Annotated in this window: 15 protein-coding genes and 1 tRNA gene; 9 read left to right on the forward strand and 7 right to left on the reverse strand. The window is 70.9% G+C overall.

Translation table 11 applies throughout. From position 1 onward, the window contains the following. Nucleotides 1-50 precede the first annotated feature (50 nt). Genes ABZS37_RS20285 through ABZS37_RS20300 form a run of 4 tightly spaced genes read left to right on the forward strand, consistent with a single transcriptional unit; the run spans nt 51 to nt 2,980 of the window. A complete protein-coding gene (locus ABZS37_RS20285; RefSeq protein ID WP_355171036.1) occupies nt 51-641 on the forward strand; it encodes a sigma-70 family RNA polymerase sigma factor in 591 nt (196 codons plus the stop codon). A 32-nt stretch (nt 642-673) separates the two neighbouring features. Continuing rightward, a complete protein-coding gene (locus ABZS37_RS20290; RefSeq protein ID WP_355171038.1) occupies nt 674-1,198 on the forward strand; it encodes a MauE/DoxX family redox-associated membrane protein in 525 nt (174 codons plus the stop codon). Next, complete coding sequence (locus ABZS37_RS20295; protein WP_355171040.1) at nt 1,191-1,907, forward strand: thioredoxin domain-containing protein; 717 nt, start codon at nt 1,191-1,193, stop codon at nt 1,905-1,907. The genes ABZS37_RS20290 and ABZS37_RS20295 overlap by 8 nt, the downstream gene beginning before the upstream one ends. Continuing rightward, nucleotides 1,904-2,980: a hypothetical protein gene (locus tag ABZS37_RS20300; protein WP_355171042.1), complete on the forward strand. Its 1,077-nt coding sequence runs from the start codon at nt 1,904-1,906 to the stop codon at nt 2,978-2,980. The genes ABZS37_RS20295 and ABZS37_RS20300 overlap by 4 nt, the downstream gene beginning before the upstream one ends. Before the next feature lie 123 nt (nt 2,981-3,103). On the opposite strand, the gene ABZS37_RS20305 is transcribed toward ABZS37_RS20300, so the two are convergent. From ABZS37_RS20305 to ABZS37_RS20320, 4 genes are read right to left on the reverse strand one after another with little or no spacing between them, the layout of a single operon-like run. Beyond that, the gene (locus ABZS37_RS20305; protein WP_355171044.1) at nt 3,104-3,868 is read right to left on the reverse strand and encodes an ABC transporter ATP-binding protein; all 765 of its coding nucleotides are present in this window, start codon (nt 3,866-3,868) and stop codon (nt 3,104-3,106) included. Beyond that, a complete protein-coding gene (gene cbiQ, locus ABZS37_RS20310) occupies nt 3,865-4,635 on the reverse strand; it encodes a cobalt ECF transporter T component CbiQ (protein WP_355171046.1) in 771 nt (256 codons plus the stop codon). Before cbiQ ends, ABZS37_RS20305 begins: the two co-directional genes overlap by 4 nt. Before the next feature lie 16 nt (nt 4,636-4,651). Next, the gene (locus ABZS37_RS20315) at nt 4,652-5,077 is read right to left on the reverse strand and encodes a PDGLE domain-containing protein (protein ID WP_355171048.1); all 426 of its coding nucleotides are present in this window, start codon (nt 5,075-5,077) and stop codon (nt 4,652-4,654) included. Next, nucleotides 5,074-5,790, reverse strand: coding sequence for an energy-coupling factor ABC transporter permease (locus ABZS37_RS20320; RefSeq protein ID WP_355171050.1), 717 nt, complete (start codon nt 5,788-5,790; stop codon nt 5,074-5,076). Before ABZS37_RS20320 ends, ABZS37_RS20315 begins: the two co-directional genes overlap by 4 nt. Before the next feature lie 182 nt (nt 5,791-5,972). Here ABZS37_RS20320 and bcp point away from each other — a divergent pair, with 182 nt between their 5' ends. The 4 genes from bcp (at nt 5,973) to ABZS37_RS20340 (ending at nt 8,093) form a co-directional block, all read left to right on the forward strand. Then, entirely contained in the window at nt 5,973-6,449 is a 477-nt protein-coding gene (gene bcp, locus ABZS37_RS20325) for a thioredoxin-dependent thiol peroxidase (protein ID WP_354996370.1), read from the forward strand. Between the two features lie 30 nt (nt 6,450-6,479). Next, nucleotides 6,480-7,406: a hypothetical protein gene (locus ABZS37_RS20330; RefSeq protein WP_355171052.1), complete on the forward strand. Its 927-nt coding sequence runs from the start codon at nt 6,480-6,482 to the stop codon at nt 7,404-7,406. After that, a tRNA-Leu gene (locus ABZS37_RS20335) sits at nt 7,392-7,474 on the forward strand. Before ABZS37_RS20330 ends, ABZS37_RS20335 begins: the two co-directional genes overlap by 15 nt. A gap of 91 nt (nt 7,475-7,565) precedes the next feature. Beyond that, a complete protein-coding gene (locus ABZS37_RS20340) occupies nt 7,566-8,093 on the forward strand; it encodes a GNAT family N-acetyltransferase (protein WP_355171054.1) in 528 nt (175 codons plus the stop codon). A gap of 4 nt (nt 8,094-8,097) precedes the next feature. On the opposite strand, the gene ABZS37_RS20345 is transcribed toward ABZS37_RS20340, so the two are convergent. From ABZS37_RS20345 to ABZS37_RS20355, 3 genes are all read right to left on the reverse strand, one after another. Beyond that, entirely contained in the window at nt 8,098-9,087 is a 990-nt protein-coding gene (locus ABZS37_RS20345; protein WP_355171056.1) for an expansin EXLX1 family cellulose-binding protein, read from the reverse strand. A gap of 118 nt (nt 9,088-9,205) precedes the next feature. Continuing rightward, entirely contained in the window at nt 9,206-10,024 is an 819-nt protein-coding gene (locus ABZS37_RS20350; RefSeq protein WP_355171058.1) for an MOSC N-terminal beta barrel domain-containing protein, read from the reverse strand. A gap of 4 nt (nt 10,025-10,028) precedes the next feature. Continuing rightward, the gene (locus tag ABZS37_RS20355; protein WP_355171060.1) at nt 10,029-10,862 is read right to left on the reverse strand and encodes a class I SAM-dependent methyltransferase; all 834 of its coding nucleotides are present in this window, start codon (nt 10,860-10,862) and stop codon (nt 10,029-10,031) included. Between the two features lie 238 nt (nt 10,863-11,100). Between ABZS37_RS20355 and ABZS37_RS20360 the strand changes: the two genes are divergently transcribed. After that, on the forward strand, nt 11,101-12,159 hold the full coding sequence (locus ABZS37_RS20360; protein ID WP_355171062.1) for an LCP family protein: 1,059 nt from the start codon (nt 11,101-11,103) through the stop codon (nt 12,157-12,159). Nucleotides 12,160-12,236 lie beyond the last annotated feature (77 nt).

Consider the following 12,236-nt stretch of genomic DNA (forward strand, 5'->3'; position numbering starts at 1 on the left):
GGGCCGAAGGACCCTGACGCTCCGCCTGGTGCCGCGTAACCTCGGTTGTCGTGATCCCCGTCCCGCGTGACACCGGTGCCGCCGGTCCGGCAGAGCCGCCCGGCGATGTCGCCCGGGACCCGGCCACCGAGTGGGCGCTGACCGCGCGCGACGGTGACCCGGCCGCCCAGGCGGCGTTCGTCCGGCTGACCCAGGTCGAGGTCTGGCGGTTCGCCGCCGCCCTGGTCGACCCGGACAGCGCCGACGACCTGACCCAGGAGACGTACCTGCGGGCGTTTCGGGCCCTGCCCGCGTTCGAGGGTCGCTCCAGCGCCCGCACCTGGCTGCTCGGCATCGCCCGGCGGGCCTGCGCCGACCACCTGCGCACGGTGATCCGCCGCCGCCGACTCGACGAGCGCCTGGCGGCGAACGCGTACACCGACCACCCGCACCCGGACCCGGCCGGCCAGCTCGGCGCCACTGATCTGGTCCGCCGGCTCAGCGCCGAGCGACGCGCCGCGTTCGTGCTCACCCAACTGCTCGGCCTGTCGTACGCCGAGGCCGCCGCCGTCGAAGGGGTGCCGGTGGGCACCATCCGTTCCCGGGTCGCCCGGGCCCGCGACGAGCTGGTCGAGGCGGTCGGCGACGCCCTGACCGGCTGAGCGTGGAACTTCCGGCGGAGACGGGACGACAAATGAGCGTGACTGCACCTCCCAGCCGGGCTGGCCGCTGGTCTGTCGTCCGGCCCTGGCTCGGCATCGCGGCCCGACTCGGCCTCGCCGCCGTCTGGCTCGTCGCCGGCGCGTCGAAGGTCGGCGACCTCGCCGCCTCCGGGCGGGCCGTCAACGCGTACCAGGTGATGCCGTACGACGTCGCGACCGTGATCGGCGCAGCCCTGCCCTTCGTCGAGCTGGCGCTGGGCGTACTGCTGCTGCTCGGGCTGGCCACCCGTCTCAGCGCGGTGGTCTCCGCAGCACTGCTGGTGGTCTTCATCGCGGGGATCGCCTCGGCCTGGGCACGCGGGCTGGCCATCGACTGTGGCTGCTTCGGCAGCGGCGGGCAGCTCGCCGAGGGGCAGGCCCCCAGTTACCTCCCGGAGATCCTTCGTGACCTGGGATTCTTGGTACTGGCCGGATTTCTACTGATCTGGCCGCGTACGCCCGTGTCGGTGGACGGGTGGCTGTCCGGTGAACCCGCTGTGGAGGACGAGGATGAGTAGTCGCAAGGGGCAGCGGGACGCCGCCCGGGTGGTCCGCGAGCAGCTCGCCCGCGAGCGGCGGCGTCGGCGCACGCTCTGGGTCTCCACCGCCGCGGTCGCCGTGCTGGTCATCGCCGGCCTGATCGGCTGGGGCGTCTGGTCCAACCAGCGCTCGGACGACTTCACCACCCCGCCCGGCGCCAACGCGGACGGCACCGGCATCGTCACCGGCGGCGGGCCGGTCACCGTCGACGTCTACGAGGACTTCCTCTGCCCGGCCTGCAAGCAGTTCGAGCAGACCAGCGGGGCGACTCTGGAGCAGTTGGTGGCCGAGAACAAGGCGAAGGTGGTCTACCACCCGGTGGCGTACCTCAACCGCTTCTCCACCACCGAATACTCCACCCGCTCCTCCGCCGCGTCCGGCTGCGCCGCGGCCGGGGGCAAGTTCCGCGAGTACGCCAAGGCGCTCTTCGACAAGCAGCCGCCGGAGGGCAGCGCCGGGCTCACCGACGACGAGCTGATCGACATCGGCGTCGGCGTGGGCCTCGATCAGGGCTCGTTCGGCGGCTGCGTCAAGGACAACACGTACAAGACGTGGACCGGGCACGTCACCGAAGAGGCCAGCCGGAGCAACATCACCGGCACGCCGACGATCCTGGTCAACGGTCAGCCGGTCGCCAACCCCACCCCGGACGGTCTCACCGCAGCCGTGGCGGCGGCCGGCAAGTGATCCGTACCCTGCTGGCCCGTGCCGGCTTGGTCGCCACCGCGGCCTGCGCGGCCACCCTGCTCACGGCGGCACCCGCCGCCGCGCACGGCGCGGACGCACCCGACGGCACCGACTACCGCACCCGGACCACCGGGGTGGCACCGGCGCGGCCAGGGCTGGAGGTACGCGTCGTCGAGGCGGGCGCCCGACTGGAGTTGACCAACCGCACGGGCCGCGCCATCGAGGTGATCGGCTACTCGGGCGAGCCGTACCTGCGCGTCGGCCCGGACGGGGTGTTCGAGAACAGCCACTCCCCCGCCACGTACCTGAACCGCACCATCGCCGGGGACACCGCGCTCCCGGCCGAAGCCGACCCGGCCGCCCCGCCGTCCTGGCGGAAGATCGCCGACGGGACCACCGTGCGCTGGCACGACCAGCGCGCGCTGTGGCAGGAGTCGGCACCACCCGCGGCGGTACGCGCCGCACCCGACCGCGAGCACCGGGTCCGGGACTGGACGGTCCCGCTGCGCGACGGCGCCGACCCGGTGGTGATCGGCGGCACCCTGGACTGGGTGCCGCCGCCGGACGCGTACACCTGGTGGGCGGTGACCATCGTGGGGCTGCTCGCGGTGGGCGCGCTCGGCCTGGTCGCCGCAGGCTCACCGGCCGGCGGCCGCGCGCTGTCAGCGCTGGGTGCGCTGCTGGTCGCCGGCGGCGCGGTCGCCGTGGTGTACCCGGTGGGGCGGGAGCTGGACGCCGGCGCCCAGGGCGTGGGCGAGGTGGTGGTCGGGCTGCTGTCCGGGCAGATCTGGTCTCTGCTCACCGGCGTCGGTGCGATCGCCGCCGGTTGGTACGCGCTGGCCCGCCGCCCGGCCGCCGACTTCGCCGTGGCGCTGGCCGGAGCCTGCCTGGCGCTCTTCGCCGGTGCGACGAACGCCGCGGTGTTCGCCCGGTCCATCGTCCCGGTGCCCTGGCCCGCCGAGTACGCCCGGATCATGATCGCGCTGGTGCTGATCACCGGCGCCGGCGCAACCACCGTCGGCGTCCTCCGCCTACACGCAGCCTCCCGAACCCCCACGCCCGCCCAAACCTGACCCCGCGCCCCCGCGATCTTGCACTTTGTGTCGCCGATACGCGGCTTTAGCGGCTAATGCCGGGACAGTAAGTGCAAGATCGCCGCGGTCAGGGGTGTGGGGTGCGCGGTGTGGGGTGCGCGGTCAGGGGTGTGGGGTGGGGGTGAAGCCGTGGGGGAGTTCCAGGCGGTGGCGGGCCAGCAGGGTGGAATCCGCCAGCAGGTCCCGGGTGGGGGCGTCGGCGACTATCCGGCCGGCGTCCAGGATCACCGAGCGTTCGCACAGCTCCGCCGCGTACGGCAGGTCGTGCGTGACCATCAGCAGGGTCACCGGCAGGTCGCGCAGGATCTCGGCCAGCTCACGGCGGGCCGCCGGGTCCAGGTTCGACGACGGCTCGTCCAGCACCAGGATCTCCGGGTGCATGGCGAGCACGGTGGCCACCGCCACCCGGCGACGCTGCCCGAACGAAAGGTGCTGCGGCGTCCGGTCCCGGTGCTCGCCCATTCCCACCGCGGCGAGCGCCTCGTCCACCCGGGCGGACAACTCCGCCCCGCGCAGCCCCAGGTTCGCCGGCCCGAACGCCACGTCCTCCGCGACCGTGGGCAGGAACAGCTGGTCGTCCGGGTCCTGAAAGACGATGCCGACCCGGCGACGCACCTCGGCCAGGGTGGCCCGATCCGGCGTGACCGTCAGCCCGCCGACGCTCACGCTGCCCTCGGTCGGGGTGAGGATGCCGTTGAGGTGCAGCACCAGCGTGGTCTTGCCCGCGCCGTTGGGCCCGAGCAGCGCCACCCGAGCGCCGCGCGGCACGTTCAGGTCCACCCCGTGCAGGGCGACGTGCCCATCCGGGTACGCGTACCGAACACCACGAACGTCCAGCGAGACAGCGGTCTGCACGACACCGATCATGACAGCACGACGGCGGTGACGGCGACGGAGGCCGCCAACACCGGCACGGTCGCCGCGACCAGCCACTGACCGGCGGTCGCCGCGCCCTCGCCCTGCCACACGGCGGGCATCCGTCCGGTGTAACCCCTCGACAGCATCGCCAGGTAGACCCGCTCACCACGCTCGAAGGCGCGCAGGAACAGCGCGCCGATCCCGGCGGCGAAGCCGCGCAACTGCCACAGGAAACGCGGGTCGTCACCCCGGGAGATCCGGGCCACCCGCATCCGCCGCGCCTCGCCGATCAGCACGTCGAGGTAGCGCAGCATGAACGTGGCGATCTGGGTGAGCACCTGTGGGCAGTGCAGCCGGTCCAGCCCCACGATCAGGTCCCGGGTGGTGGTGGTCGCGGCGAGCAGCAACGAGGCGAGCACGCCCAGGGTGCCCTTGGCCAGGATGTTCCACGCCCCGTGCAACCCGTCCTCGGACAGCCGTAGGCCCAGCACCTCGACCCGGTCGCCGCTGCCCAGGAACGGCAGCGCGACGGCGAACAGCACGAATGGCAGCTCGATCAGCGCCCGACTGAGCAACCACCGCGGCCCCACCCGGGCCAGCGCCGCCACCGCCACCACCAGCAGGGCGAACGCGCCGAAGGCCCAGAACGCCGTACGTGGGGTGGCCACCACGGCGATGGTGAAGACCACCATCGCCACGATCTTGACCTCGGGCGGGAGCCGGTGCACCGGCGAGTCCGACTCGCGGTACAGCACATGCCCGTGACCGGCACCCATTCCGCGTACCCCCTGCTCAGCCGTTGGCGTCGGCGTGGCGCCGGCCGTCGGTGGACGTCCCGGCGTCGCCCTCGGCGGGCGTCGTCGCGTCACCGTCGGTCGGCGAGGTGCCCCGGCGACGCAGCAGCCAGAAACCGCCGGCGCCGATCGCGAAGGTGACCAGCACCCCGAGAACGCCCGAGAGGCCGGTGGAGACGAAGCTGTTCTGCACCCCGCGCACGCCGTAGTCGGCCAGCGGGCTGTCGGCCAGCTCGTGGTCCCGGGACTGCTGTGCCGGGCAACTGCCGCCGACGATGTTGTCGTCGGCGTCGACGGTGCAGCCCTTGAGCAGGGAGGAGTCCAGCCCGTCCGGGTGGGACGAGGCGTAGTTGCTCACCACACCGGCGAGCAGCAGGGCGACCAGCAGGCCGCCAGCCAGGAAGGCCCAGGAACGGTTCTTCATCGGACACCTCCGGCGACCGGGACAGCAGGGGTGGCGGGGGTACGCAGGGAGCGCAGCGCGTAGACCAGGTCGGGTCGCACCTTCGCGACGGTGAGCACGGTGGTCGCGGTGATCAGACCCTCGCCGATGCCGATCAGCAGGTGGACGCCGGCCATCGTGCCGGCCAGGCCGGCCAGGTTGCCGCCCAGGTCGGTGGTGCCACCCAGCCAGTACTGCAGGACGAAGCCCTGCGACGCGACCACCACGCTGAGCATCGCGGCGACGAACGCGGTCACGGCCAGACCGGCCCGGGTGCGGGGCAGCACCCGCAGCAACACTGCGATGAGCAGGTACGCCGCGGCGGTGCCGAGCAGCGCCATGTTCGTGATGTTGAGGCCGAGCATCGCCACGCCGCCGTCACCGAAGATCAGCGCCTGCACGACAAGCACCACGGACACGCAGAGCGCGCCGACCCACGGGCCGACCAGCATGGCGGCGAGTGCGCCGCCGAGCAGGTGGCCACTCACGCCGGCCGTGAAGATCGGAAAGTTGAGCATCTGGACGGCGAAGATGAACGCCGCCACCAGGCCCGCCATCGGGGCCAGCCGGTCATCCAGGTCGCGCCGGCCGCGCAGAACGCAGAAAGTCAGCGCGGCGAGAGCGATCGCCGCGAAGATCGCTGCCACGGGACCATCGATGATCCCGTTCGAGATGTGCATCGCCAGTGTTTCCACGCGACCTCCCACGCGTCAGCGGGCCCGACCGGGCCGGCGTGGGTCAGCCTATTTCCCAAGTCTCGTTGTTGCCAGACTCTGGCAACAACGCATGTTCTTGATCACCCGCTCAGGTCGGACGGCTTCAGTCGGCGGCGCGCCGCCGACGTCGACAACGGCGGGTCCGGCGGTATCGTCGGGCCATGACTGCGCCCGACCGCCTCTCCCCCGGTGACCCCGCGCCCGAGTTCACCCTCGCCACCGACACCGGTGACCAGCTCTCCCTCGCCGACCTGCGAGGCCGCAAGGTGGTCCTGTACGCGTACCCGTCCGCGATGACCCCCGGCTGCACCAAGCAGGCCTGCGACTTCCGCGACTCGCTCGCTTCGCTCCAGGCCGCCGGCTACGAGGTCGTTGGCATCTCCCCGGACAAGCCGGAAAAGCTGGCGAAGTTCCGCGAGCGCGACGCGATCACCTTCCCGCTGGTGTCTGACCTGGACAAGGCGGTGTTGACCGCCTACGGCGCGTACGGCGAGAAGCAGCTGTACGGCAAGACCGTCACCGGTGTGATCCGCTCGACGTTCGTGATCGACGCCGACGGCAAGATCGAGCGAGCGCTCTACAACGTCAAGGCCACCGGGCACGTCGCCAAGCTCCGCCGCGACCTCGGCCTGGACTGACCTGTCGCACCGGGCCGCTACGGTCCGTCAGTGGTTCGATACAAGTACACGCCCGAAGCGCTGGCCACCGCGGCCGCCGCCGCGCGCAACATCACCGAGGTGATGCGGCTGCTCGGCGTACGCGTCAGCGGCGGCTCGCACGCGCACATCAGTCGTCAGCTCAAGAAATTCGGCATTGACACGTCGCATTTCGCGAGGCAGGCCCACAACAAGGGGCGCCGGGGCGTACGACGCACCACCTCATCCCAGCTTCTGGTCGAGCTGCCCGAAGGGTCCCGGCGAACGCCAGGCGTGCGACTGAAGTGGGCCCTGTCCACACTCGGCGTGCCGGACGAGTGCGAAGGGTGCGGGACAGGGCCCGTCTGGCGAGGCGCTCCACTGATCCTGCACGTTGACCACATCAACGGGGACTTCCTCGACAACCGACCCCCGAACCTGCGGCTCCTCTGCCCGAATTGTCACAGCCAGACCGCGACATACGCCGGCCGGCGGAACCAGCCTCGTGATCTCACCATTCCCTTAGGAACAGCGGCCAATGGCGAGGAACGTATGCACGAGCCAGCCGGTTCCGACCGCCGACCAGTAACACGGGAGGAACTCATCGAGCTGCTCGGTCGGGTCGACGCGCAGCAGATGACGGCCTTGGAGGCGGCACGGCACCTGGGCTGTCACCCGGCATACCTGTACAAGGTTCGGCGAGGACTCGAGCAGGAGGGCGTGTTGACACCGCGTCCGGACCGCAGCTGGCGTTCGAGGGCTCATCGCGACGTGGTAATAGAACAGGCACTGGCGAATCCGGATGTCGGACCGAAGCGGCTGTCGGGGATCCTCCGCACCCTGCCTGGCAGGGAATGCAAGGTGAGTCATGGCACGATCTCGACCATCCTCAAGGAGGCCGGGCTCAACACCGTCAAAGCCAGACGCTCTAGACTCAGCACGTTGGCGGGAGTGGCGTAATGGCAGCCGCGCAGGTCTTAGGAACCTGTATCCGGAAGGATGTGGGGGTTCGAATCCCCTCTCCCGCACAAGTCAACGAGCAGCACTTGCCGGACGGCGGTTGTCGGGCGCGTCACGGTCGCGGGTCGTTTGCCTGGTCGTCGGGTCAGGATGGCGAGCGTGAGTCTGCGCTTCGTCCTCGACCCCGACCTGACCCCGCAGCTACGCGCCGAGATCGTCGCCCTCTGGGTGGAGGTCAGCAACGCGGGTGGCGCGGTCGGCTTCGTACCGCCGGTCACTGCGGCCGACGTCCACGTCATCGCCCAACCGACCTTCGCCGGTATCGCCGACGGACCGGACCGGCTGCTGGTCGGGTACTCCGGCGACCGGCTGGTGGCTTTGCTGATCTTCAGTGACAACCGTTTCCCGCTCACGGCGCACTGGTGTGTGTTGAAGCGGGTGATGGTCCACCCGGACACCCAGGGCAGCGGCTACGGCTCGGCGCTGATGGGTGAGGCCGCCCGGTTGGGCAGGGAGTTCGGCCACGAGGCGCTGCACATCACGGTGCGGGACGGGCTGGGGTTGGACAAGTTCTACGGCCACCTCGGGTATCGGGAGATCGGCCGACTGCCGGGCGCGTTGCGGGTGGCGCCCGGTGACGACCGGGACGAGATCCTGATGTGGCTCGACCTGACGCCGGTTGACTGAGCGGTCAGCCCGCGCAGGAACGGGCGTTCGCCCCGGCGGGGCGGGTGGTCGGCGTGTCGGTGGCTGGCGCGCTCGCTTTCGCCACCTCGACCGGACGGCGGGCCGGCGTCGGCGTACCGGTGGGTCGGTTGCCGGGCGGCCGGGCCGACGCGGACGGGCGCGGGGTGCTCGCCACGGCCCCGCGCGCGTACATCCGGACAGCACTGTTCTGCACCTGGCCAGGTGCCATCCGGATGCCGCCGACGGTGGCCCGGTTTCCGTACACGTCGCTGATGCGGACGCTGAACGGGCCGGGCCCGGCGCCGGAGGCGATCAGCCAGTAGTTGTAGTCCTGCCGGGCGGCCGACCGCCACGGACCGCTGTCACCCTGCCGGACCTCGACGGAACGCAGTGGATTGCCGTGGTTGCCGACGCGGACGGCGAACCACCACTGCGACGCGCCCTCCTTGATACGGAAGGTGAGTGGTCCGGGCAGTGGCGGGTTGACCACCGCGCGGTAGGTGACGGCGACGAGGCCCTGGACCGGGTCGGCGATCCGGGCGAACGCCTCGCGGGACAGATCGAGATGCCCCGGCGCACACTCCGGGCACTGGTCCATGATCAGCACTCGGACGGTGCCCTTCGGGCCGGTCACGTCGAGGAATCCACCGCAGGCGGCACCGGCCGAGTATTCCGTCGGGCCGAGCGCGACGTAGAGCCGGTTGGCCGGGGCCGCCGGGTTCGAGCAGTTGCCGCCGGCGCCCTTCGAGTCGTAGAAGGTCGCCTTGCCGCTGTGCGTGGTGTTGCCGGTGGGCGGTGCGGCGGCGAGCGTCCGGCCGGCGGCGCAGACCGGGGCGGAGCCGGACCGCAGGGTCAGGGTGAGCCCGAGAGCCGCCGCGAGGACGGTGACGCCGGTGGCGACCAGCCAGGGCCTCGGACCGGACGACGACGCCGGCCGGTCCTCGCGAGCATGGTCCAGGTCGATGTCGATGTCGACAGCGCTTCCGTCCGTCACGACGGCGATGCTGCCGGACCCGGGCGCGGGCGGACAAGCCGGCTAAGCCAAAGCTAAGAGAGCATCGACGGACGGTAACCGGAGCGTGCCCACAGCAGGAGCAGCGGCGGCCCCCGGGTCAGGGTTCGATGACGACCGTTGCCCCAACGGTCAACGGCCCCCTGTCGAGCGGCACCAGGTGCAGTCCGAAGAGGAGCTTCTGCTTGACGTTCCGGTGCCGCCCGAGTGTGCGCAGTGGCTCCTTCGTGCGTACCCCGGTCTCCTGGTCGGTCGTGGTCACCACGCAGCGGTCGCACGGCCCGGCGGCCCGGAACCGCCGGTCGCCGATGCGCAACTGCCGGCCGGCCCAGTCGTCCTCGGCCCAGGCCGCGGCCCCGCCGACGACCAGGTTGGGCCGGAACCGGGCCATCGGCACCGGCTCCTCCCCCGCCTCGGCCAGCCAGTCGTTGAGGGCGTCGAGGGAGGCGACGTTCGCCAGCAGCAGCGGGTAGGCGTCGGCGAAGCTGACCTGGTCGCCGGTGTCGTGTTCGCGGTCCTCGGCGGCCAGGTGACGGGTCGGCCGAGCGAGCCAGACCAGTCGGACCGGTCGGCCGAGCAGCGCGCCGAGCCAGTCGTCGGCCGCCGGACCTGCAGGTAGAGCGGTGACCGGGAGCTTGCGGTTGCGGAAGGTCCGCACCGCGACCGGGTCGCTGCCGGCCGGCTCGGGCACGTCGAGGTCAGGCTGCCCGTCGGCGCGCAGCGACAGGCCCCCCGGCCACACGCTGGCGCGCAGGCCGACCATCCGGGTGGTCTCCCGCTGGGTGATGCCGACACCGTCGGCGTCCACGACCATCCAGCGTCGGTCGCCGGCCAGGCCCCACGGCTGCACGAACGCGCCGTCGTGGTCGAGCCGGTGACAACCCTTGACGGGGTACGTGTGGATCGACGTCAGCAGCACCCGGCTACCATGCCACGCCGATGCCGTCGCCCGGGTACCAGTGGTTGGCGGGGCTTTCCCGGTAGGCGAGGAACCGTCGGCCGGTGCGCTCGGCGTGCTCGGCGAGCACGTTGGTGCTGGTGACGTTGTCGGTGAGCAGAACCGCGCCGGGGGCGAGCTTCGGCTCGACGGCGTCGAACTCGCGCTTCTCGTGGGCACGGCTGTGGTCGCTGTCGTGCAGGAACAGGTCGACCGGGCGCTCCAGTGCGCCGATCGAGGCGATCGAGTCGCCGATCACCAGGTCGACGACCTCCGACCAGGGTGCGACCCGGGCGAGGTAGCCGGCCTCCGGGTTGATGTCCAGCGAGGTGACCCGACCCGGGTGCCCCTCCTGGGCATTGCGCAGCAGTGCGGCCGCGAGGACGACACTGCCGAGTCCCTTGTCGACACCGGTCTCGACGATGTGCTTCGGGCGGGTGGCGCGGACGATCGCGTACCAGCCGATCCGCCGGGCGTAGCGGATCTCCTTGTCGGCGAGGCGGCGCCGGTCGGAGTCGGCGATCGCTGCCAGGAGGTGCTGGCGCAGGGTGTCGTCCGACTCGATCTCGCCGAGGTATGCCCGTACCTGTTTGACCGGGATGTCGCAGACCACACTGACGAACCAGGCAAGGTGGTTGCGGCTCAACGGGGTGAGGTCGTACGTGTAGTTGTGGTGCTCACGGGACGTCACAAGCCAGCGCGCCGAACTGCGCAGCACCTTGGCGTCGTACCGCGCGATCGTGCGGAGCCTCTTGGGGAAGGCGGCGACCGGGGCGAGCGGGGTACGCGCGATGGCCCGCCGGAGCTTGATTCGATCCACGGGTGCCGTTGTACCAGGCTCCGGGGGCCAGCGGGAGAGTCACCGCGACAGCCGGTGAATGCACCGTCCACGTCACCGTCGGGGGCGACACAATAGAGCCTCGGACGCTCTCCCGAGCCGGCGTTAACGGTCGTCCGTCCGAACGCAAGGTCGGGTTCGCCGCGCCGGTCGGCAGGCGTGTGATACCCGAAAGGACGAGGGTGCACAACAGAGACCGTCACTCAGTAGCATCGCCAGCATGTCTGGTGCTCAGCGGTACACCGATGCCGACACCGAGTTCGTCGAACCACACGAAATCGCCCCTGCCGGGGGCAAGAGGCGACGTCGTGGCCCCCGGTGGCGTCGCGTCCTCGTCATCTGTCTGGTAGTCGCGGCGATCCTCGGCGGCGGCACCATGATTGGTGGCGCGCTGTACCTGCGTGGTGTCGAAAAGGACATCGACCGGGTTGATGCCTTCGCCGACGTTCCCGAGGAGGGGCGCCCGCAGGCGGTGGCGGGCGGTGCGATGAACATCCTGATCCTGGGCAGCGATTCCCGCGACCCGGAGAGCACGGGCGGCTCGCGCACGGACACGATCATCGTCGCGCACATCCCGAAGAACCGGTCCAGCGCACAACTCGTCTCGATCCCTCGTGACACCTGGGTGAACGTGCCGAAGTCGAAGGACGGCCGGAACGGCGGCCGGGACGCGAAGATCAACGCAGCGTACGCCTGGGGTGGCATCCCGCTGATGGTGCAGACGGTCGAGTCGTTCACCACGGTCCGAATCGACCACGTCATGATCATCGACTTCGCCGGCTTCAAGGAGATCATCGATGCCCTGGGCGGCGTCGACATCAACGCGGAGAAGTCGTTCACGTCGATCCACCCGCCGTTCCGAAAGTTCGAGCAGGGAATGCAGCGGATGGACGGCGAGACCGCCCTGGACTACTCCCGTCAGCGCAAGCAGTTCGCCGACGGCGACTTCGCCCGCATCCGCCACCAGCAGCAGGTCATCAAGGCCATCCTCGACGGGGCCGTGTCCGGCGGCATCGTCACCAGCCCCGGGCGGCTCAACTCCTTCGTCAAGGCGACCTCGAGCGCGGTGTCGGTGGACGAGAACATGTCGCTTGTCAGCATGGCGACGGACCTGCGGAACCTTCGCGGCCGTAACCTGACTTTCGTGACCAGTCCAACCAAGGGCACCGGGCGGGTGGGCAGCGAAAGCGTCGTCTTCGCGAACACCGAGAAGGCGAAGACCTTCTATGACGCGGTCCGACGGGACTCCGTCGACGAGATCCTCGCCATCTCCAAGTAACACCTCGGCCGGTAAGAGTTCGTCGGCCGGCACCTTCGTCTCGCGCTTCAGACCGGCCAGGTCCGCCGGTTTCCACG

It is taken from the genome of Micromonospora sp. NPDC005413, assembly GCF_040606435.1.
GTDB lineage: Bacteria > Actinomycetota > Actinomycetes > Mycobacteriales > Micromonosporaceae > Micromonospora.

Coding starts and splice junctions, on each gene's coding strand:
- ABZS37_RS20290 (WP_355171038.1), top strand. CDS start 674: ATGAGCGTGACTGCACCTCCCAGCCGGGCTGGCCGCTGGTCTGTCGTC.
- ABZS37_RS20295 (WP_355171040.1), top strand. CDS start 1,191: ATGAGTAGTCGCAAGGGGCAGCGGGACGCCGCCCGGGTGGTCCGCGAG.
- ABZS37_RS20305 (WP_355171044.1), bottom strand. CDS start 3,868: ATGATCGGTGTCGTGCAGACCGCTGTCTCGCTGGACGTTCGTGGTGTT.
- cbiQ (WP_355171046.1), bottom strand. CDS start 4,635: ATGGGTGCCGGTCACGGGCATGTGCTGTACCGCGAGTCGGACTCGCCG.
- ABZS37_RS20315 (WP_355171048.1), bottom strand. CDS start 5,077: ATGAAGAACCGTTCCTGGGCCTTCCTGGCTGGCGGCCTGCTGGTCGCC.
- bcp (WP_354996370.1), top strand. CDS start 5,973: ATGACTGCGCCCGACCGCCTCTCCCCCGGTGACCCCGCGCCCGAGTTC.
- ABZS37_RS20360 (WP_355171062.1), top strand. CDS start 11,101: ATGTCTGGTGCTCAGCGGTACACCGATGCCGACACCGAGTTCGTCGAA.